The sequence below is a fragment of the Chitinophaga ginsengisegetis genome (assembly GCF_900168065.1).
GTDB lineage: Bacteria > Bacteroidota > Bacteroidia > Chitinophagales > Chitinophagaceae > Chitinophaga > Chitinophaga ginsengisegetis.
This window is the reverse complement of record NZ_FUZZ01000005.1, coordinates 573,818-593,819: the sequence shown is the minus strand read 5'-3', so window position 1 is coordinate 593,819 and position 20,002 is coordinate 573,818. Positions and strand designations below refer to the sequence as shown.

At 45.5% G+C, this 20,002-nt stretch carries 23 protein-coding genes and 1 riboswitch; of the genes, 11 read left to right on the top strand and 12 right to left on the bottom strand.

Features of this window, described 5'->3' with window-relative positions; all coding sequences use genetic code 11:
* Positions 1–23 precede the first annotated feature (23 nt).
* A riboswitch (TPP riboswitch) is annotated at positions 24–120 on the bottom strand.
* A 139-nt stretch (positions 121–259) separates the two neighbouring features.
* From B5Z18_RS28610 to B5Z18_RS32635, 5 genes are all read right to left on the bottom strand, one after another.
* The gene (locus tag B5Z18_RS28610) at positions 260–871 is read right to left on the bottom strand and encodes a response regulator (RefSeq protein ID WP_079472971.1); all 612 of its coding nucleotides are present in this window, start codon (positions 869–871) and stop codon (positions 260–262) included.
* A gap of 111 nt (positions 872–982) precedes the next feature.
* Positions 983–2,200, bottom strand: a complete 1,218-nt coding sequence (locus tag B5Z18_RS28605; RefSeq protein ID WP_159454462.1) for a lanthionine synthetase C family protein — start codon at positions 2,198–2,200, stop codon at positions 983–985.
* Positions 2,201–2,309: 109 nt separating this feature from the next.
* Positions 2,310–2,495 (bottom strand): hypothetical protein, encoded by a 186-nt coding sequence (locus B5Z18_RS28600; RefSeq protein WP_079472969.1) that lies wholly within the window; start codon positions 2,493–2,495, stop codon positions 2,310–2,312.
* A 32-nt stretch (positions 2,496–2,527) separates the two neighbouring features.
* The gene (locus B5Z18_RS28595; protein ID WP_079472968.1) at positions 2,528–2,710 is read right to left on the bottom strand and encodes a hypothetical protein; all 183 of its coding nucleotides are present in this window, start codon (positions 2,708–2,710) and stop codon (positions 2,528–2,530) included.
* A 15-nt stretch (positions 2,711–2,725) separates the two neighbouring features.
* Entirely contained in the window at positions 2,726–2,887 is a 162-nt protein-coding gene (locus tag B5Z18_RS32635) for a hypothetical protein (protein ID WP_159454461.1), read from the bottom strand.
* A 257-nt stretch (positions 2,888–3,144) separates the two neighbouring features.
* Between B5Z18_RS32635 and B5Z18_RS28590 the strand changes: the two genes are divergently transcribed.
* Positions 3,145–6,258 carry a lantibiotic dehydratase gene (locus B5Z18_RS28590; RefSeq protein ID WP_079472967.1) on the top strand — a complete coding sequence of 1,038 codons (3,114 nt, stop codon included), beginning with the start codon at positions 3,145–3,147 and terminating at the stop codon, positions 6,256–6,258.
* A gap of 12 nt (positions 6,259–6,270) precedes the next feature.
* A complete protein-coding gene (locus tag B5Z18_RS32630) occupies positions 6,271–6,411 on the top strand; it encodes a hypothetical protein (RefSeq protein WP_159454460.1) in 141 nt (46 codons plus the stop codon).
* Positions 6,412–6,456: 45 nt separating this feature from the next.
* Here B5Z18_RS32630 and B5Z18_RS28585 read toward each other — a convergent pair whose 3' ends face one another.
* Complete coding sequence (locus tag B5Z18_RS28585; protein ID WP_079472966.1) at positions 6,457–6,948, bottom strand: hypothetical protein; 492 nt, start codon at positions 6,946–6,948, stop codon at positions 6,457–6,459.
* A gap of 175 nt (positions 6,949–7,123) precedes the next feature.
* Complete coding sequence (locus tag B5Z18_RS28580) at positions 7,124–7,681, bottom strand: lipocalin family protein (protein ID WP_079472965.1); 558 nt, start codon at positions 7,679–7,681, stop codon at positions 7,124–7,126.
* Positions 7,682–7,991: 310 nt separating this feature from the next.
* Between B5Z18_RS28580 and B5Z18_RS28575 the strand changes: the two genes are divergently transcribed.
* Together B5Z18_RS28575 and B5Z18_RS28570 are read left to right on the top strand one after the other, a co-directional pair.
* Positions 7,992–8,864, top strand: a complete 873-nt coding sequence (locus B5Z18_RS28575) for an alpha/beta fold hydrolase (RefSeq protein ID WP_079472964.1) — start codon at positions 7,992–7,994, stop codon at positions 8,862–8,864.
* An 85-nt stretch (positions 8,865–8,949) separates the two neighbouring features.
* Entirely contained in the window at positions 8,950–9,543 is a 594-nt protein-coding gene (locus B5Z18_RS28570; RefSeq protein ID WP_079472963.1) for a dihydrofolate reductase family protein, read from the top strand.
* Positions 9,544–9,585: 42 nt separating this feature from the next.
* Here B5Z18_RS28570 and B5Z18_RS32400 read toward each other — a convergent pair whose 3' ends face one another.
* The 3 genes from B5Z18_RS32400 to B5Z18_RS28560 form a co-directional block, all read right to left on the bottom strand.
* Positions 9,586–9,786 carry a hypothetical protein gene (locus B5Z18_RS32400; protein WP_143313732.1) on the bottom strand — a complete coding sequence of 67 codons (201 nt, stop codon included), beginning with the start codon at positions 9,784–9,786 and terminating at the stop codon, positions 9,586–9,588.
* 343 nt (positions 9,787–10,129) lie between these two features.
* On the bottom strand, positions 10,130–10,753 hold the full coding sequence (locus B5Z18_RS28565) for a chloramphenicol acetyltransferase (protein WP_079472962.1): 624 nt from the start codon (positions 10,751–10,753) through the stop codon (positions 10,130–10,132).
* A complete protein-coding gene (locus B5Z18_RS28560) occupies positions 10,750–11,445 on the bottom strand; it encodes an HAD family hydrolase (protein WP_079472961.1) in 696 nt (231 codons plus the stop codon). Before B5Z18_RS28560 ends, B5Z18_RS28565 begins: the two co-directional genes overlap by 4 nt.
* 80 nt (positions 11,446–11,525) lie before the next feature.
* Here B5Z18_RS28560 and B5Z18_RS28555 point away from each other — a divergent pair, with 80 nt between their 5' ends.
* Positions 11,526–12,179, top strand: a complete 654-nt coding sequence (locus tag B5Z18_RS28555) for a Crp/Fnr family transcriptional regulator (RefSeq protein ID WP_079472960.1) — start codon at positions 11,526–11,528, stop codon at positions 12,177–12,179.
* A 60-nt stretch (positions 12,180–12,239) separates the two neighbouring features.
* Here the strand turns inward: B5Z18_RS28555 and B5Z18_RS28550 are convergent, their stop codons facing one another.
* Positions 12,240–13,640 carry a hypothetical protein gene (locus B5Z18_RS28550; RefSeq protein WP_200817379.1) on the bottom strand — a complete coding sequence of 467 codons (1,401 nt, stop codon included), beginning with the start codon at positions 13,638–13,640 and terminating at the stop codon, positions 12,240–12,242.
* A gap of 630 nt (positions 13,641–14,270) precedes the next feature.
* Between B5Z18_RS28550 and B5Z18_RS28545 the strand changes: the two genes are divergently transcribed.
* Genes B5Z18_RS28545 through B5Z18_RS28520 form a run of 6 tightly spaced genes read left to right on the top strand, consistent with a single transcriptional unit; the run spans position 14,271 to position 19,128 of the window.
* The gene (locus B5Z18_RS28545) at positions 14,271–14,969 is read left to right on the top strand and encodes an HAD family hydrolase (protein ID WP_079472959.1); all 699 of its coding nucleotides are present in this window, start codon (positions 14,271–14,273) and stop codon (positions 14,967–14,969) included.
* The gene (locus tag B5Z18_RS28540; RefSeq protein WP_079472958.1) at positions 14,969–15,811 is read left to right on the top strand and encodes a phosphoribosyltransferase family protein; all 843 of its coding nucleotides are present in this window, start codon (positions 14,969–14,971) and stop codon (positions 15,809–15,811) included. The genes B5Z18_RS28545 and B5Z18_RS28540 overlap by 1 nt, the downstream gene beginning before the upstream one ends.
* Positions 15,801–16,355: a TerD family protein gene (locus B5Z18_RS28535; protein WP_079472957.1), complete on the top strand. Its 555-nt coding sequence runs from the start codon at positions 15,801–15,803 to the stop codon at positions 16,353–16,355. Before B5Z18_RS28540 ends, B5Z18_RS28535 begins: the two co-directional genes overlap by 11 nt.
* Positions 16,356–16,391: 36 nt before the next feature.
* Complete coding sequence (locus tag B5Z18_RS28530) at positions 16,392–17,006, top strand: TerD family protein (protein WP_079472956.1); 615 nt, start codon at positions 16,392–16,394, stop codon at positions 17,004–17,006.
* 45 nt (positions 17,007–17,051) lie between these two features.
* Positions 17,052–18,152, top strand: coding sequence for a toxic anion resistance protein (locus tag B5Z18_RS28525; RefSeq protein ID WP_079472955.1), 1,101 nt, complete (start codon positions 17,052–17,054; stop codon positions 18,150–18,152).
* Between the two features lie 13 nt (positions 18,153–18,165).
* Positions 18,166–19,128: a hypothetical protein gene (locus B5Z18_RS28520; protein ID WP_079472954.1), complete on the top strand. Its 963-nt coding sequence runs from the start codon at positions 18,166–18,168 to the stop codon at positions 19,126–19,128.
* A gap of 71 nt (positions 19,129–19,199) precedes the next feature.
* Here B5Z18_RS28520 and B5Z18_RS28515 read toward each other — a convergent pair whose 3' ends face one another.
* Positions 19,200–19,988, bottom strand: a complete 789-nt coding sequence (locus B5Z18_RS28515; RefSeq protein ID WP_079472953.1) for a TerC family protein — start codon at positions 19,986–19,988, stop codon at positions 19,200–19,202.
* Positions 19,989–20,002: the final 14 nt, after the last annotated feature.

The following is a 20,002-nucleotide window of genomic DNA, read 5'->3' as shown; positions in this document are numbered from 1 at the left end:
AAAGCTCCGGTTGTGGCCGGAGCTGTTAGTTGTTTCGTTTTCCCTACGCTGGCATTACCCAGATCAGGTGCTTGGGTTTGATCTCAGATCTGTTTTACCAGACCACCCCATTCTGAAACATCTGATAATAAATGTCGAAAAATCGTGCCAGTGAAAAAGGGCGGTTTTCCGGTATTTTACTGGTAAAAATCTCTACAGGATGTAAAAAATGTGCTGCACCACTGTGAAAAAAATCCCTGTTTATATGCACGAGCCTGGCTCAGATCAGCACTTTATTATCTACGGCACATTTTATGAGCATCGCGGTATTCCGTGCGTTAAATTTGCCCAGCAGGTTCCGGCGATGACTATCTACCGTATCTGAACTGATAAACAGCTTTTCTGCAATTTCATGATTGGTATGGCCGTTGGCAATGAGCCATAACACTTCCTTTTCTCTTTTGGTTATATGTAACGGCAGCAGGTCTTTTTTAAGCACCTGTTTTAATTCTGCAGATAGATAGGTGCGCCCGGAATATACGTCGTGTATGGCCCTCAGCAGCTCTTCTTTATCGGCATTTTTCATCAGGCAGCCACTTGCACCGCTGTCCAGCATCCCGGCAATACCGCTGTCGTTTTTATGGTAACTTAATCCCAGTACTGCCACATCGGGGTACCGTTTTTTAATGCAGGCACAAAGTTCTGCGCCACTGATATCGGGCAACAGGGTATCCAGTAGTACTACGTCGGCGGTGTGCTGATCGAGGAAATGAAGACAGGATAATCCGTTCCTGGTTTCACCCGCCAATTGAATATCTTTTTCCCTGCTGAGTAAAGATCGCAATCCTTCGAGTATCAATGGATGATCATCAACGAAATATAAACGGATCATGGTTTTTCTGTTTGCTGTAACGTCTGTATGCGATGGCATAAATAATATCGGGCGAACAACTGAAATGCTCATTTACTATGTATGTAATATAGTAAAAAAATCAAGACAAGTTTAATCTATCAGCATACACTCTCCCCATGCAGGTTTGATGGAGGTATCTGCAAAGCTGATCAACGACAGCCCGATGCCCGCAATACCTTCCAATACATTATGACTGTTGATATAATCGGGATGATGATAAAATTTATATCCTGCGGGCCCATCATCCCAGGTATTCATTTGCAGGGTATTTTGCAGCCAGTAGCGGGAAGCATTGAGCAGTGCGGCATCACCACCGGCGGCGAGTCCCGCCTGTTGCAGGATATGGGCAATACCTGCGCTGCCATGACATAAACAGCCATCATGTACGGCGCTGTTTTTTACATTCCTGTGCACGGCAATATGTTTAAAAAGTTGTTGCGCTTCCTCCTGGTAATCTGTTCTGTTTAACCGCTTGCCGGCGCCCTGCAAGGTGAGGGCAATACCAAGATCACCGTAGCACCAGCCAAGCCTGCTGTGCGCATCGCCCATTACTTTATTGGCAGTATTTACAATAGTAGGATAGCGTGAATGTGTAGCTTCAGCTGCGTTATTTTTTGTACGCAGCAACCATTGAACACTTTGGTCTATTAACCGGCGGGAACGTTCCTTTGCAATCCCTTTTTCATAACACCGCGCCAGCACCGAAATGATGGCAGGCACGCCATGCGCCAGCCCGAGATTGAAGAGGTCTTCGTCGGGATGCTGCTGGCTTCTGCTGGAGAAATGATCCTTCCAGGCGATGCCGCCCGGTAAAGAGATAGCGCTTTTTTCGAGATGCGCCACCAGGTTTTCCAACTGGGTAACTGCTGTGGCGGCCGGCAACCGTTCCAGGAAATAAAGCGCGGTACCAAGACCGTGATGCAGGAAATCATTCCTCCCTTCCGCCAACTCTGAGGCCATAAAATCAGCTACCAGCAGATCGATGTCTGCAAAGGTATCGTCCGTATCATCTGCTTCAATAAACCCCATCGTGCCCAGGTGCTGGATACACCAGGATACGCCTGCAATGCCGCTGCAGTGAGAACCGTTCATGGGTTCTTCGGATAGCGCCTGCAAACATTTTTCAATGATGTGATGCACTTTGTCCAGGTGTTCTTCATTGCCGGTGAGCTGGTAGTAGTAGGCATAAAACAAAGCTACGCCGGTATATCCTCCCAGCAGGCTGGTATTGGTATCTTCCAGGATAAATGGGTCCAGCGCTGCGCAGATCCTTTGCAGTGCGGAGCTAGCTTCTTGCTGTTGATCCATAAAATAAATTGCCGTTATAAAATATATAATGGCAAAACACGTATGCATACTGCAATACATGTTTTGCCATACAGTCAGGTTGCTGTGAATATTATCGATCCGTTATTGATCAGTAGCGACAGGAGTCGAGGCTGCAGATAGGTGCGCCCTGGCTGATGTTGTCAGTACAAATCCTGAGCGAGCACAGAACGGAACAGGTGCCGACAGTAGCCGCCATCTGTTGCCCTGTTGCATTGGAAAGACTGGCCACTTTTATTTTACCCAGACTGAGTTTTTTGTCTGATGCTTTTTTCATGACACAATTTTTTAAACAGTACAATGATGAAATTAGAAAATGCAGGAATCTTCACTGCAAACGGGTGCACCCTGGCTAAGACAGGTGATCTTAATGCTGGGCACACAAGCCAGTGACTGGATAAACTGAGCAGCTTCCCTGTTTTCAGTATTTACTTTGCTGAGGTCGGCCACTTTGATTTTACCGAGGCTCAGTTTCTTACCGGATTTTTTCATGGTTGTTCAGTTTAATTAGAAGCAAGGATCTTTGGAAATAGGTGGAGTACATTTCATAAACAGGCTGCAGCCGGTATATGTAGGTGCTTTACCATCGGCCTGTTCCTGGCTGCTGATACTGAGTTTAGCCACTTTTAATTTACCGAGGGCCAACTTTTTTACAGGTGTTTTTCTCATTTCGCAAATGTTTATGGTTGAAAAATAAATAGACAATAAGATTTGGCAGGTGTAATATTATAGGGTCATCCGAAATACAGGTTTTTATAAGATTACAGGATTGATGATAAATGTAGGGAGAAAGTAAGAATATCGGGATCACGTAAAAACGTGATTTTTCAGATAACCATGTTTAAACATCTTTTTTACCGGTTTTACGTGATACTTTGCTGTGGCAGAAAAAATTACCTTCATTTTTTTAATGTTGACCTTGCGCCATGATCAGAGCTGAAAACTTCTATGTGGTAAGAACACCGTTATTACCGGTGAATATTGTCACTCAGTTACACCATATCTCTCACGCCTCCCTTGCTCCTGTTATCAAAGCTATTTTCCGGGACGAATTCCTGCAGGAAGCTATCTATATTGCCTCTCCGGAGTTATACCAGGAATTGCAGAAGTGGCTGGCCACCGACAGCGAAAACCAGAAGCTGGCATCCGCACTGTACCGCTACCTGCTGCGGATGAGCAGCCGGTGCACGCCTTACGGCCTCTTTGCGGGCTGCGCCACCGGCGGATTATCTGATCATACGGCTATTCAACTGAACGATAAACAGTTGCATAAAAAGCATTGCCGCCTCGACATGAACTACGTGGCAGAGCTGACCGCCGTCATTACCGCCGTACCCGCTATCAGGGAACAACTGTTGTATTATCCCAACAACTCTTTATACGCTGCCGGCACCCAATACCGCTACGCCGCCTACAGCGTTAAAAATAAGATCCGCAATTATTACCTCACGGCCGTAAACTATAGCAGCTACCTGGAAAAAATGCTGGAAACAGCCAGTACCGGCGCTACGCTAACGGATATACGCAATAGCATTGTAAGCGAAGAAGAAGACATCAGCGCTGAAGAAGCCGCGGCCTTTACGGAGGAACTATTACAGAACCAGTTGCTGGTAAGTGAACTGGAACCCACCGTTACCGGGGAAGAGTTTTTTATACACCTGGTAAACCGGTTGAAAAACCTGGAGCATACAGAGGAAACAACGGCCCTGCTGACGGCCATACAAAGTATGCTTAACGGGCAACAAACAGGCACCGCTAAGTATACCACCACGCATGAACTGGTGCAGTCGCTGTTAACGGAAACCAGCAATAAAGACCTGGTACAAACTGATCTGTTTCTTTCCACCGAAAAAAACACCCTGAGCCATACTGTGATCAATGAATTGTCGGCCCAGGTGGCACAGCTCTGGAAGCTGGCCAGCAACGACAACAACAGTGACCTGCGGCAATTTTGCGACGCCTTCCGGCAGCGGTATGAAGAACAGGAAATTCCGCTCAGCCTGGCGCTGGACAGTGAAGCCGGTATCGGCTACGGCGCCCACAGCCAAAGCAATACAGATCATACGCCGCTGGTAGATCATATACACGTTCCGCCGCGTAATACTGCAGCGACAAGCACCCGCAGTAAACTGCAGGACTTCCAGCTGCAGCAATTGCACCAGTGCCTGAAGGAAAATAAAAAGGTGATCACCCTCACCCGCGACCACCTGGAAAGCTTCCGGGAAAAGGAAACGCCTTCCCTCCCACACAGCATGTACCTGATGGGAAGCATTTTAAGCAACAGCGCCGCCGCTATTGATAACGGCGACTACCTCTTTGATATGAATGGCTGTAGCGGCCCTTCAGCGGCTAACCTGCTGGGAAGGTTTTGTCATGGTGATGAAGAACTCGCCGCCCATGTAAAAGCCTGCTTAAAAGCCGAAGAAGCCAGCGACCCGGAAAAAATCTATGCAGAAATTATTCACCTGCCGGAATCACGGACAGGCAATATCCTGATGCGGCCACGGCTACGGGAGTACGAAATTGTATATCTCGCCAACAGCCTCGCGCCGGAAGAATACCAGCTGCACCTCTCCGACCTGATGGTGAGCGTACAGCGTAATAAAGTAGTACTGCGTTCCCGGCGGCTGAATAAAATCATCGTACCACGGCTCAGCACCGCGCACAACTACCGGCAGGGACTACCAGTATATAAATTCCTTTGCGATCTGCAATTCCAGGACTATCATACCGGCATCGGCTGGCACTGGCAGATCCCCGGTGAGGTTTCCTTTTACCCGCGCGTGCAATACGGCAATATCATCCTCAGCAAAAGCACCTGGATGCTGCACAAAAAAACATACCCGGCGCTGGCTAAAGCAACCCCGGAAAAGTATATGGAAATTTTCCGGGAGATCCGCGCCCAGCTCGAACTCCCCCGCTATGTAGTAGTGAAGGAAGGCGACAATGAACTGCCCGCCGACCTGGAAAACGAAGTGGCAGTGCAGCTGCTGGTAACCACCCTACTTAAAAAAGAACAGGTAACCCTGCAGGAATTTCTTCATACACCTGAAAACTGCTGGATCAACGGGCCCGATGGCGCGCATACGAACGAATTTATTATTCCGCTCAGGAATATATCTTCCGAAAAAGAAAAAAAACAAACAACTGAAATAATTACCGCACATACGGCTACGCCTCAACGAAAATTCAGTACCGGCAGCGAATGGCTGTATGTTAAACTGTACGCCGGCACACGGAGCGCGGAAAATATCCTGAAAGAAAAGATCCTGCCGTTAACGCAGGAGCTGATGCAGGAAAACATCATTGACCAATGGTTTTTTATCCGGTACACCGATCCCGAACATCACCTGCGGATCAGGTTTCATCATAGCACTAACCCGCATTTCTGGAGTACGGTGCTGGAAAGATTGCACGCGGTACTGGCCACTGATAGTATATACCGGATTCAAACAGATACTTACGAAAGAGAAATTGAACGCTATGGTGCCAGTACTATGCTATTTAGTGAAGCGGTGTTTCACTACGACAGTACCTGCGTAATCGGTATCCTGGATCTTTTGGAAGAAGAAGAAGGCGAAAACTACCGCTGGATGCTGGCGTTAAGAGGTGTGGACATGCTGCTGGATGATTTCGGGTATACGCTCGCCGCCAAATCGGCCCTGTTAAAAATGCTCCAGAAAAGTTTCTTTGAAGAATTTAGTGGTGAAAAGCCCCTGCTGGTGCAGCTCAACGACAAATACCGGGAAGAGATGCGGAAAGTGAGCAGTGTACTTGATCCCCTGCAGGATGGCGAACATGGTATTGAAGCAGCGGTGGCTTGTTTTCAGACCCGCTCTGCCCAAATACAGCAACAGCTTGCGGGTGTACAGCTTACCAACCGCGACGACCTCCTTTGCAGCTATATTCATATGTTCCTTAACAGGCTCCTGTTATCCAATCAGCGTAAACATGAACTGGTGATTTATCATTTCCTCAGCAGGTATTATGAATCAATGCTGGCCATCTCTAAAAAACAACTCAAAGCAATTACTCACTAAATACATATTCGTATGAAAAAGAAGAATGAGCAAAAAATGAAGCTGGGCGCAATTAAAGTGGCCAGGTTAAATGCCGGTGTTACACCCGTTGATCAACAGCAGAAAAAGGCTACCCATCCTACCACTACGGTAATCAGGACTTTTGACTGCTAACTGTTCCTTCCGGGTACCGGGCAGTTTTTATCACCGGTACCCTGTTTAGTATCTTTCCACTTCGCTTAAAGGCAACCTGATTTCCCCCACCGGGTTCACCAGCTTCAGCATCAGTTCTCCGTAATGCAGGTAAAGATCGGCCACTATAGCCCCATCTTTTACTTTCCATTTGGTGTTTGTTTGCAGGTAGTGTTTAAGTTTCTCCTGCAACTGCGCGGTACCTTTCCATTTCCGGACTTTCAGCAAAGCCACATACACTTTATATCCTTTGGGTTGCGTGGCGGCAGTCATCAGCTTCTCCATTTCTTCCGGGTTGGCGGCATGGTAAATGCCTTTTCTATGATCCGCTGAAATGTGCAGCAGGTGCTCATTTGCCTGCGCGAGAGTTTTATAGGGCGTGATAAGAAAGGTTTCTATGGTATCCGGATCAAAATGATCTTTCCCACGCGGATAGCTTTGTCTTATAAAAGCAATGAAGCCATGCTTTGCTAAGGACATCACTAATTCGGGAGAGAGCAGCGCCAGGGGATTATGCATGAACTGAATTTAACGTTCCAGGGAAGATACTAAGATAGTTAGTACCCACATAAAATAAAAAAGCCCTGATGGCCACTACAGCATGGTTCTCAAGGCTTTTTTACATTATTCATTTGCTTTCTGAAACAAAAATACTAATATTTTTAGTAAATCCTAATTTATTTTTCCGCCGGCTTTAACTCCGCCCCACGTAACTATCGTGTTTAGTCCATATAAGCGCGCCGGTATCATATCCCAATGCTGCGGCCGTCGCCAGGAAACGGATTTTAATGTCTTCAGGAATCGTTTTGGTGCGTGATAAAATCCAGATATAGTTCAGGTTATTTCCCGCTACCAACGCGTACTGATACTTTTCATCGATATCAATTACATTATAGCCTGCGTAAAACGGACCGGAGGAAGATACTTTCAACCGGGCTTCACCGGGACCGTTTACGAACGCGGCTTTCCCTTCGCTTTCCTTCCAGCGGTATTTCTTCGTATCATATCCCTTGTTATCCACCTTTATTTCTCCGTTTTCCTTTAGTGAATAGGTAGCTGAAACATTACTGAGATGATATTCAAGCCGGTAATCCAGCCGGGCAATTTCATACCAGGTGCCCAGGTACTTCTCCAGGTCAAAAGGAGAAACGGCTTTGGCCCCTTTGGGGATGGATACTTTAGTATTGTTGTATAGCAAATATGCCGCGGCAGCAGACGCAGCTGCTCCCAGAACCAGCAATTTTTTATTCATAAAGCATGATTTTAAATAATGTGCCTGAATTTGCGGGTGGTACCGCAAAAAGGCTGCCTGACAGGAAGTACCTGCTGGTAGTGGGTCTATGAAATAAAAAGGAGACCGGAAGTGTTGCAAAATTGCTACAAATAGAGGTGGGAAGAAAAAAACCTTTCTCCGAAGATGTAATAACATCATTCCAAACTGTTATGCGTACATTTTGTCGGAATTCATCCCTCAAGTTGTCGTTTTCCCCCCGGGTCAAATCCTAAAGCGGATGCTAGTTTTGTATAGTCAATAAAATTCAAACTATCAATTAAACGACCTTATGAAAAATTTACTCCGCACACCTCATCTTCTTAAATCAATCATACTCATTGCGATTACTATGTTTGCAGCATCCCCCTCAAACGGACAATCCCAATCTTCCGACAGTGGTTACGTGCCTGTTAATGGCATCAAAGTATATTATGAAGTACATGGCGAAGGCCAGCCTATAGTTTTATTACATGGCGCCTTTATGACCATTGGTACCAACTGGGGCGAATTAATCCCTGAGCTGTCAAAAACCAGGAAAGTAATAGCCATTGAATTGCAGGGACATGGACGTACACAGTATTCAGATAGAAAATTATCGCGTGCTACTTTAGCAAGTGATGTAGCAGGAGTAATGGATTACCTGAAAATTGACAGCGCTGATGTAGCTGGATATAGTTTTGGCGGCACCGTGGCTTACCAGCTTGCTATACAAAGCCCTAAACGGGTAAGAAAATTAGTAATCATTTCTTCTACCTATAAAAGTGATGGCTGGCTACCCGAAGTAAACAATGCGTTTAAAGTAATGAAGCCTGAACTTTTTGCAAACACGCCTATGAAAGCCGCATACGATGCAGTGGCGCCCGACAAAACAAAATGGACCAAGTTCCTGGAACAGATGATTGCTCTTAGTAATGTACCATTCAATATGGGTGACGCCAATATTGCGAAAATCAGTTCGCCTGTATTACTGATCTCGGGCGACAATGATGGCCTGGACAAAATTGAGTTGATAAAAACATATCAGCTACTGGGAGGCGCCATCTGTGCTGATTTTGGAGTAATGCCTAAATCGCAACTGGCCGTTGTTCCTTCGCAGAGCCATGTCAGCCTGATGATGCAGACCAAAACAATATTGGGTTACCTGGATAGTTTTTTGAAGTAACTATAATAAGAGATGTTGCCAGGCATTTTGAAAGCAAACCTTAAATCATAACAAAACCTTTTTTTAAACAATAAACGATAATAGTATGAGAAGAATAACTGTTTTATCAATGATTACCTTAGATGGTGTAATGCAGGCCCCGGGCGGCCCCCAGGAAGACACATCAGGCGGCTTCAAACATGGCGGCTGGACAGTATCTTATGGTGATGAGGTTTTTGGTGAGATCATGAAAGAAGAGATGAAACCGGCAGCATATCTTTTAGGTAGAAAAACATTTGATATTTTCGCATCCTACTGGCCTCAACATGCCGACTTCTGGCCAGGCATCAATGATGGCAACAAATACGTACTGTCGGAAACCCTGGAAAAATCAGATTGGGAAAATACCTTTTTCCTCAAAGGCCTGGCAGACATCGAAAAGCTTAAGAATTCGGAGGGTGCTGACATCCAGGTTTGGGGAAGCGGTAAGCTCATTCAGCTGTTACTTAAGCACGACCTGGTGGACGAATTCCGGCTCAAAATTTACCCGGTGATTCTTGGTGAAGGAAAAAAGCTGTTCGAAAACGGCACGATCCCGGCAGCATTTACCTTAACAGAAAGCCATGTGACACCAAAAGGGGTTATTATAGCCAGCTACAAGCGCGCCGGAGAAGTCGTTACAGGCGATGTTGGACCTTGAGCGAAAAGCTGGGGCTTTCTCCAGGCCTGACAAGTGTCTTTATTAAAATCCAATACCCCTGCGTAACTGGTCAGATGCCACTCCCGGGTTCTGTGGATCATTTTCTTTGGCGGCTGTTATGCGGATAAACGCCGTTACGCCGCTAAAGACATCCGTTAAAGCCTGGGGAAGCCGCCCCAACCTGATCGCCCTGGGGAAGCTGGTGGAGGCCTGACCACATTTGCCGCTATCTGATATTCTCAAAAACCGATATATGAGCCGGTAAAAATGACCCTAAGTGTATTGGGAGTGTATGGGAAGTGTATGGTGAGTGTATGGTGAGTGTATGGTGAGTGTATGGTGAGTGTATGGGGAGTGTATGGTAACAGTATAGTGACTGTATGGGGACTGTATAGGAACTGTATGGGGAATACGACGCATAGACGACTCCTAAGTATCCAAGAAGTAACCCAGAAGTATCCGGGAAGTAACCCCGCACTACCGGGAATACATATTAATTTTTAACTACGTGATTTTATTTCAGTATTTACCTGACTCAATCTGATTATGCTACCAAACTATACAATTCCGGCTATGCTCCAAATATTCATTCTTCCATCCTCTGCTGAAACCCATCCAGGAACTGCGCCACATGAAACCCATCCATCAGCGCATGATGCACATGTACCGACACCGGCATCATTTTCCGCGCTCCCACTTCTTTCACTTTACCGAAAGTAATTTTAGGGCAGCTATCTTTAAACGAAAAACTCCGTGCATGGGATACTGCGGTAAAATTAATCCAGGGCAGGGAGGAATAATGGATCACATTTTCTCCTGACACAGCGGGGATCAGCCCTGTACTTTGACGTACTCTTTCTATTTCCGCTTTGCTGCTGGCTTCGAACGCAGCAGCATCTTCATAAAAATTCATATACGCGAAACCAAAAGTACCGTCGGGCCGGTTAATGGTGGGCGATGCGTGTACCTGGTCGTACACCCATACTTCGTCGCCGGCAATGCGGTAACGGAAAGGGGTAATTTCATTGGCGGCTGCCAGTGATTTGTGCAGGTAGCTTAGGAAGAAGGAATCCCCGCTGGCTTTGGCCTTGTTAAAGGCAGTGGTGCAGTCGATATCTGTGGTGACCCCAAAAAAGGGTTCCTCAAACTGGCGGAAAAAATTAAAGTGTTCTTTTCTCGCCCAGGTATCCAGGTCTAATAATTGTTTCATGATATTAAATGCGGCAGGATGTCTGCCATTGTATTAAACTGGTAAAAACGGGGATCTTCAATGGTATGATCAATATGTTCATGCTGCCAGGTGGTATGATACGGAATATGGATAGCATGACCGCCCAATGCCAGCACCGGCAATACGTCCGATTTCAGGGAGTTGCCCATCATCAGGAATTCTTCGGGGCGGCAGTCGAGGTGCTTTATTAATTTGCTGTAGTCGCGCTCCTTTTTGTCGCTCATAATTTCAATATGATGGAAATAATGCTCCAGGCCCGATTTCCTCAGTTTGCGTTCCTGGTCCAGCAGATCGCCTTTTGTGGCCACTACCAGGCGATATTTGCCGGAGAGCGCCTGCAGCACGTCTTCCACCCCATCGAGCAGTACAATGGGTTTATCCAGCATTTCTTTTCCGTACTGGAGCACTTTATGGAATACTTCCGGGCTGGCGGTATTTTCAGATACGCGCAACACAGTTTCTATCATGCAGAGCATAAAAGATTTTATGCCATAGCCATAGAGTTCCAGGTTGGCCATTTCTGTTTTAAACAGTTCCTGCGACACGGTATGATGCGGCAGATAATCTTCCAGCAGGCCGCAAAAAAGGGCTTCTGTTTCCTGGAAGTATGGCTCGTTTACCCAAAGGGTGTCATCGGCATCAAATGCGATCACGCTAATATCAGAGATCATTGTTATTTTTACGTTTTTCCGGGTGCAAAAATAGAAACCGGCGGTTTATAAATCGGGACATTTGTCTCACTCTTAAAAATATGTTACGGACTAATCCTGCTTTTCTTCATTTCATGGAACGGTTCACTGCCAGCGGCAGGGAAAGCGAAGCAGTGGCGATAAAGACCTTCACTGCCGGTACGCGGCTCATCCGCCAGGGCGATACCATCAGCCATGTTTATATTATACGGGAAGGTATTACAAAATGTTATATCGAAGAAGATAACGGGAAAGACTATATTTTCGAATTCCTGGGCAAGGGCGAAATTACGGGGGACCTGGAAGGGATCAGGAAAGAAAAATGTCTTTGTAATATTGAAGCCATTACACCCGTAACGGTGTATGCCATTCCGCATACCTTGTTTAGCTGGCTGCTGCTCAACAATACGGAGTTCAACGGGTTGATGCTGGAAGAATTGGTTATCCGTATCCGTCAAACCTGTATCCGTGCGTCTTACCAGCAGCTATACCCGGTGGAGTATGCGTTGCTTCGCCTGCTGGCACTGGAAGCGGAACAGGACATTGTTATTCCAAAAAAGGATATGGCGGCTTACCTGGGTATTACTACCCGGAGTTTTAACAGGACATTGAAAGAACTGAGGGCCAAAAATATCCTGGATCCGCAGGGGATGAATATTGACCTCACCAGGAAGCAACTGGAAGAAATACTGCGCCGGTTTGAGGATATGAAATAACGGTTACCTGCCTACGAAAATAAAGGGCTGTTCCTTTTTACAGCAACAGCCCTCTCCTGTTTATTTAAACAATCTCCATTCGCTTAGCTGAAAATCCACGCTGCCATTGGTGGCGGTTACATACACCGCATAATACTTATACGCCGTGGTATTGGGAATAACAAACTGCCTGGTTTGATTCCTGGCACTGAATACCTGGTTGGTTTGCGTATCCAGTACAGTCCAGGTAATACCATTATCAGAGCCTTTCAGCTGCCAGTTTTTAGGATCGCGGTCTATCGCGTCGTTACCGGAAGTGAGGGTATATGATTTTACGGTTTGCGCGGTGGCGAACTGCAGCTGCATTTTGAAATCCGTAGGCACGGTGTTTACAAACAACTTGGTGCTGTATACATTATCGGTGAGCTTCAGGGAGCCTTCTGCTGCGGAGGCGCCGCCGGTGTTTTCCTTGCTCACGGTAATAGTGCCTGAACCGGTGATGTCGTCCGACGGATAGGTGATGCCCGGGAAATCTGTTTTTGCCTGCTTTAGTTGTGCGGTCCAGTCGTTGCCCTGTTCGTCTTTATTGCCAAAGGCGGTGAGTGCAAGTTGCTTCAGGTCTTTATTGGCTGCGCCGCTCCAGTAATGTACAAACTCCCCGAAGTTAAGCCCGCGGGTGTATTCGGGGTAAGTGGTGATGCCGTTGTTGAAAGTTTGTTTGGGGAAGTGCTGCGCCAGCAGTGCGAAGAATTTGTTCAGTGCAGTTACACCGCCGTAGTTATTGTAAATCGGATAAAACCAATCCCTGAACCAGTAGGTGCCTGCGCGGGGGTAAGCATCTGTTTGGGTGATCTTCATGTTGTACCAGCGGGTCACATCGGCGCTGCGGCCCAGGGCCAGGTATACATCATACTGGTAAATCTCCATCCATTTGCTGTCGTGCCAGATGCCAAAGGCCGGGGAGCCGTGTACGCCTTTGGAAGCGCCTTCCACGATATGCCCTACTTCATGGGTGGTGAGGTCGATGTCGTTGCCGGCGCCGGAGATCCAGGCATTGGGATCGGAGGAACCTACATCTATTACGTTGCGGTAATCATGACCGGCATCCATATACGTAGAAGGGTGGCCACCGGAATATTTACCGGAATGCAGGATTACAAAAAGGCGGGAATCGTCGCCAAAAGCGCCGTAGGTACTTTTGGTATAGTTCCACACCTGCGCGAGATAGGTATTGGGCCAGGTGATGCTGCTGTTTACGTCGTTATCGAAATACACGGCTACGCTGGTATCATAAAAAACGCGGTTCAGCAATTGCACGTGTTCAAACCAATGCTCCTGCCAGGTGGCGGGTGGCGTGGCTAACACCTGCAGGTTTGTTTTTCCGGGAACGGGTTGAAGGTCACTGCCGGGAACGCTTTTCTTTTCGCATCCGTACAGTATGCCCAGCACAATGAATGCTGCAGCAAACAATGAAGTTTTCATACATTTTTTTTTAAGATGAATTAATGAAAGGGGGTTTCGGGTTTTCAATTATAAGCAACTGCCCCTGGTGAGGCAATTGCTGCTCAATGTAGTTTTGGTTGTTCAGGTAGATAAGTTAATACATCTTTCTACGGTAACCTGTCAACGGATTTTAAACAATTGTAAACGGATGTTAAAATGGCGGTACGTGGCAGGCGGATAAAGACAACAGCCTGGCATTCACAGTGGGCCGGCTCACAGAGTATGCCAAATACAGCACCTGCCGCCTGAGAATTTCCACAGGTGAAGAATAGCTGCTTTTTGGTAGCTTAGCCGCATGAAATTGCATAAAGAATACTAGATAACTTAAAAACCAACTTACTTTATTACCAATACATTAACAGATCGTTTTGGGTTTTTGTGAAAGATAAAATCCTATATTAGGAGCTTGAAAAAAAGCAATATGCTGGCTTTTTTTAGTATTAACCCATAACAAACTGATTTGGTAACAAAAAGATTAAACGGGAGCAACTAAATATTACTTATATTAATGTTACGCTACCACATTGGATTAACCCTTACAGGTATGCTGCTACAGGGAACCGGACCAACTAACAATTACCGGCGTGACGTAAATGCTATAAAAAGTACATGAACATATACCAACATTATTCTTTTGATCTATGGTTAACTTTAATAAAATCGAATCCTTTATTTAAACAGGAAAGGACGCGCTTTTTTTACAACCATTTCAATCAACACCAAAAAACGCTGGAAGAGGTAGGCCGTATTTTCCGCAAAACAGATCTGCTGTGCAATGCCATCAATGAAAAAACAGGCGGCAATATTGATGCGGAAGAAATGTATCTCATGGTGATCAGTGAAATAAATGATTACGGTAACGACTTCGGAAACATTGATCTGGCCGGGCTTTACCAGGAGATGGACGCCTTGGTGCTTAAATACCTCCCGGTTATTTATTGCTCGGAAACAGTGAAAACATTGCGCAGGATAAAAGAATCGTCCGATAGTACCATCAGTTTACTCAGTAATACGGCCTTTATAAAAGGCAGCACGTTAAGACGCGTATTACAGGAGTTGGAACTGGAGCGCTTTTTCGATTTCCAGTTGTATTCAGATGAAACCGGCATGTCGAAACCCAATGAAAAAATGTTTCGCCTCATGCTGGAAAACGTGGCAACAGTAAGAAATGATACAGCAATCCCGCTAAGTAACATCATACATATTGGCGATAATGTAAAAGCAGATATCAACGGGGCGCAGGTGACAGGCATTCGTACTTTACTGGTCAACTCCAATAATCAATGTATTTCAAGTTTACTTAACTGATGACAACAACCTATTCACTTCATAAGATCACCCATCCTGGCCATTTCGGGTTTTGCCCCGATGACTACAGCCGTTTTAAATTCGGGGACGATGCCGTTGCCGAAAAATTCGGGACCAGCCTGGCGGAAGGGTTTATTGAGCATCACCTGAAAGGACAGGAAGTACCGCAGTTTGTAGTGGTTTCCAGTCCGTATTCCTTCATTCCAACGGCTACCTTTGCCATGAAAAACTATTTCGTTTTCCATCTGAACAGGTGGCTGGCGGCGCACGGGCACCCCGTTTTACAGGAAACCAAAGTGCATCGTACCATTACTTACAAGGAGGATTACGGCGAACTGGATGCGGAGCAACGGCTAAAGCTGATCGGCAACGACAGCTTCCACATCGACCGTCAATTCCTGACCGGGAAGAAGGTGATTTTCCTGGACGACATCAAAATTACGGGCGGCCATGAAAGGATGATCCTGAAAATGGTGGATGCCTACGACCTTTCCAATGATGTGTACCTGCTTTATTATGCGGAACTGCAGAATAAAAGCATTCATCCCAACATTGAAAACCACCTGAACTATCATTTTGTAAAGTCAATATTCCACCTGGAAAAGATTATCCAGGGGGAACACTTTTTCATTAATACACGGATTGTAAAGTATATTTTGAACTACGATTTTGATTCATTTTGTATTTTCCTGCAAAATCAAACAGATAAATTCGTAAATCTTTTGTATAATATGGCCCTGGGAAACGGTTATCATACGATAGAAGTGTACCAGAAAAATCTGAATTTTATTAAAAATTACTTATTTAACAGAAAACATAAAAGCATACAACATGGCAATTAATTTGCAAAAAGGTCAGCGGCAAACAATTAATGCGCCCAAATTCGTAATTGGCCTGGGCTGGGACGCGAATGCTTCATCTACCGGCACCAGCTTCGATCTGGATGCTTCCCTGTTTGTAATGGGAGAGAATAAAAAGATTTTATCCGATCAGCACTTTATTTTTTACAATAACCTGGTATCGCCCGATGGCAGCGTAGAGCATACCGGCGATAATCTCACCGGCGATGGCGGCGGCGATGATGAACAGATCAAGATTGACCTGTCCAAAGCAGATTCAAAAATCACCGAAATATGCGTGGTGGTTACCATCCATGATGCGGAAGCACGCCGGCAGAACTTCGGCCAGGTAAGGAATTCCTTTGTACGTATATTCGACCCGGTTACCAACGAGGTATTGCTGAAATACGAGCTGGAAGAAGATTTCTCTATTGAAACAGCCGTTGAATTCGGAAGAATTTACAAACGCAACGACGAATGGAAGTTTGAAGCAGTAGGCGTTGGCATGAAAGGCGGCCTGCAGGACTACCTGAATAAATACAACTAATTTATACACCACTATATCTAAAAATATTAGCTTACTATGGCAATCAATCTTCAAAAAGGTCAGCGTATAAATCTTGAAAAAAGCAATGGTGCCAAACTCCAGAATATCTGTGTAGGGATCAACTGGGGCGCCATTGAAAAGAAGGGCCTGTTTGGCCTGTCTAAAACCAAAGAAGCGGTAGACCTGGACGGCAGCTGCGCCATGTTCACAGAACAGAAACAGCTGCAGGAAGTGGTTTACTTCGGTAACCTGAGATCCAAAGACAACGCGGTAAAACACAGCGGCGATGATCTTACCGGTGACCTGAACGGCAACGACGGCCTGGACAACGAGGTGATCACCCTCGATTTTTCCCGGCTGGATGCCAATACCAACTACGTGGCGTTTGTGCTGAACAGCTTCCGCGGACACGATTTCGGTACCATTCCTTTTGCGTCTATCCGCATCTATGAAGGTACCCCTGCCCGCGTGAATGAAGTATTTGCCACCTATGATATTGCCAGCGGCCCCGGCTTTGCAGGACACGTATCTATGGTGATGGGTGTTTTTTACAAGAAGAACGGCGAATGGAAATTTAATGCGATCGGTGAACCTACAAAAGATAAAAAGCTGCAGGAAACCGTGAACACCGTTGCGCAGAACTACCTGTAGGATTTACTTTTGATAAGATAATATCAATTTATAATCAGATACCTTATGGAAGCAAACCCAAATATCACCGACCAAACCCTTCCCGCGGTGAGGCTCGACAAAGAAGGAAATGTGGATCTGGCGGTTATTACGCCGGACGACGCCAAGAAATACGGGGAAATAAGTAAAACACTGGTGATCACCGATGTAAATTCCATCCTGAATTACGGTACAGAAGTACAGAATTCAATGGAAAAATACAGTAATGAGTTCCTGACTTCTGTACGTACCTATAACTCCGGCGAAGTAGGCGGATTGATCAACGATCTGCTGACTGAACTGAATTATATCGACGTAGATGAGCTGAACCAGGGTGCTTTGCAGAGTTTTATCTCCAAAATACCCTTCCTGAAAAAGCTGGTATTTGATGCCAAAAAGCTTTTCCAGAAATACGATACCGTTATCAGCAACATCGATAAGATCACCAACAAGATCAAAGCGGGCCGTATCAATTCACTGAAAGACAACAGTTCTTTGCAAACCATGTTTGATAGTAACGTATCTTACATCAAGCAAATGGAAGATCTCATTATTTCAGGTCAGCTGAAATACAATGAGCTTAGCCAGAAGCTGGCTGAAATGGAAGTGAATGCCGCCAATTACAACGACTATGAGATCGCTGATTTGAGGGATTTCGTTACCCGCCTGGATAAAAGACTGGCCGACATGAAGATTGTACGCTTTATTATGCTGCAGTCTTTAGCCCAGATCAGGCTGGTACAAAATAACAATACTTCTATTGCGGAAAAGGCGCAATCAATCATTTCCACCACGATCCCTGTCTGGAAAAACCAGCTCACCATTGCGGTGGCGTTGCAAAGACAGAAAGCCAACGTGGAAATGCAGAAGAAAATTTCCGATACCACCAATACCATTCTCCAGAAGAATGCCGACCTGCTGAAACAAAACAGTATTGAGGTAGCGAAAGAGAACGAGAAAACGGTAGTATCCATTGAAACATTGAAAAGAACTACCCAGTCGCTGATTGAAACTTTACATGAAGTGAAGAAGATCCACGAACAGGGCACCGAAAGCCGGAAAGTGCTGAATGGTGAATTGCAGACGCTGGAAACAGAGCTGAAGAAAAATGTAACAAACGTTAGCTAACGGAGGATAAGTAATGGAGGATAACCTGGCAATCATATTAAATGACTCAAATAAAACTATCAGCAAATTACAATTGCTGTCCACTTTTTTTGAAGAAGAGATAATATACAAGATCTATCTCCGAAGCCAGGTTGTCCATAAATTATTTGAAACCAATCCAGAACTCGATATCAATAAGCTGGAACTCTTCCATCTGCAATACACCACCACAGTGATCGAGCTCCTGCGGAAAATAAAAGCCAGCAACGAAAGGAACGTGAGTATTTTGTATGATGAAATCCAGATCAACAAAGACCTGATCGAAAATATAAACGACTCCGTTTTTTCAGAGAAAAATTACCAGCTGGATAAACAGAAGCAATCCCTGAAGATCAATTTATCTTTGCGGAAGCTGTACCAGGTGCTGTCTGACAACTCCGAAGACTACCCCTTTTCCAAAAATATCAATGCTTTCAGCGCCCGCTTCTCCCAGGATTTTTATTTCGATATTTCTACCGAAGCGCTCAACGAGCTGATTAAATTCAACCCGGCAGACGTGTACCGGAATAACTCCGCCATCATACAACGCAAGCTGATGGGATTGTTGTGCAAAATGGATTTTAAAACCGAGTTCTTTTGCGGGCTCAGTGCCGGTAACCTCATCCTGGAAGTGTACCGCTTCCTTAATATGGACCGTTACTTTCTCTTCTTCCCCGCAAAAAATTTATTCCTGTTCTGCGATCTTTCAAAAATTACGGATGTCGACTGGTCCAATACCCTCTCTAAAAAAACAAGGATCGTACAGGAACTAACGGATAAGAATGATAACCTGATGAGCCGCGCCAATGTACTGAAAACGGTGATCCCGGACAATGTGCAGGCGTTGCTGAAGGAATATTATGAGAAGATTTCCGATGTTGATTTCCTCCAGCATATTGGTCGCTTTGACGTACAGACCAACATCCTCAAAACGATGCTGAATACCAATGTCATTTAAATAAAAAGGCACCAGTCCGGAGACTGGCGCCATAGAAACCTTTATTAAGTTGATCCGGTTTGTGACCGGCATCATTTTTTCTCCAACTCTGCAGCAGGGGTCCTTTTAGGGAAGTTTAACAGCGCCGAAGTAATGATCGGAACAATAAACACGCCTACGGTGATGATCGACGTAATGATATCTGCCTGTGAACTTTCCAGGAAATGCGTGATAGGCGATTCCGGGAAGAAGTGTTCGTAAATAGACAAGGTCAGTTTAATACCGAGAATAGCAATAACGATATACGCTGCTGATTCCAGGAAGGTAAACTTCGTCATCAGTTTCACGAAAGCCTGCGCCACAAAACGCATGGCGAGTATACCGATAAACACGCCCAAACACACCAGTAATATATTATCGGTAAAAGCTACCGCAGCAAAAATATTATCTATAGAGAAGGCCATATCCATCAGCTCCACCAGTGCCACTGTAGCCCAGAAAGGCCCGATAGCCCCCACGGTGGCCTTGTATAGCCAGTTCTGGCCTTTGTCGATGCTCTCTTCTTCTTTCTCTCCTTCTGTTTTCTTATTTTTCCACCAACTGAATACCAGGTACAGGAGATATAAACCGCCCAATGGTTTCAGCCACCAGATCTTGATCAGGAAAGACGCAAACAGCATAGCCAGACCACGGAACAGGTAAGCGCCGAAGATCCCGTATTTAAGGGCGCGGTCGCGTTGTTTTTCGGGCAGGTCCATTACCATTGTAGCCAGTACGGCGGCGTTATCTACCGACAGTAAGCTTTCAATGATAACCAGGTTCCCGACAATGATCGCCGAAGGTATTGGGTTGTCAATAATTTGTTGGATTAATTCATTCATTTCAGTTTATTTTT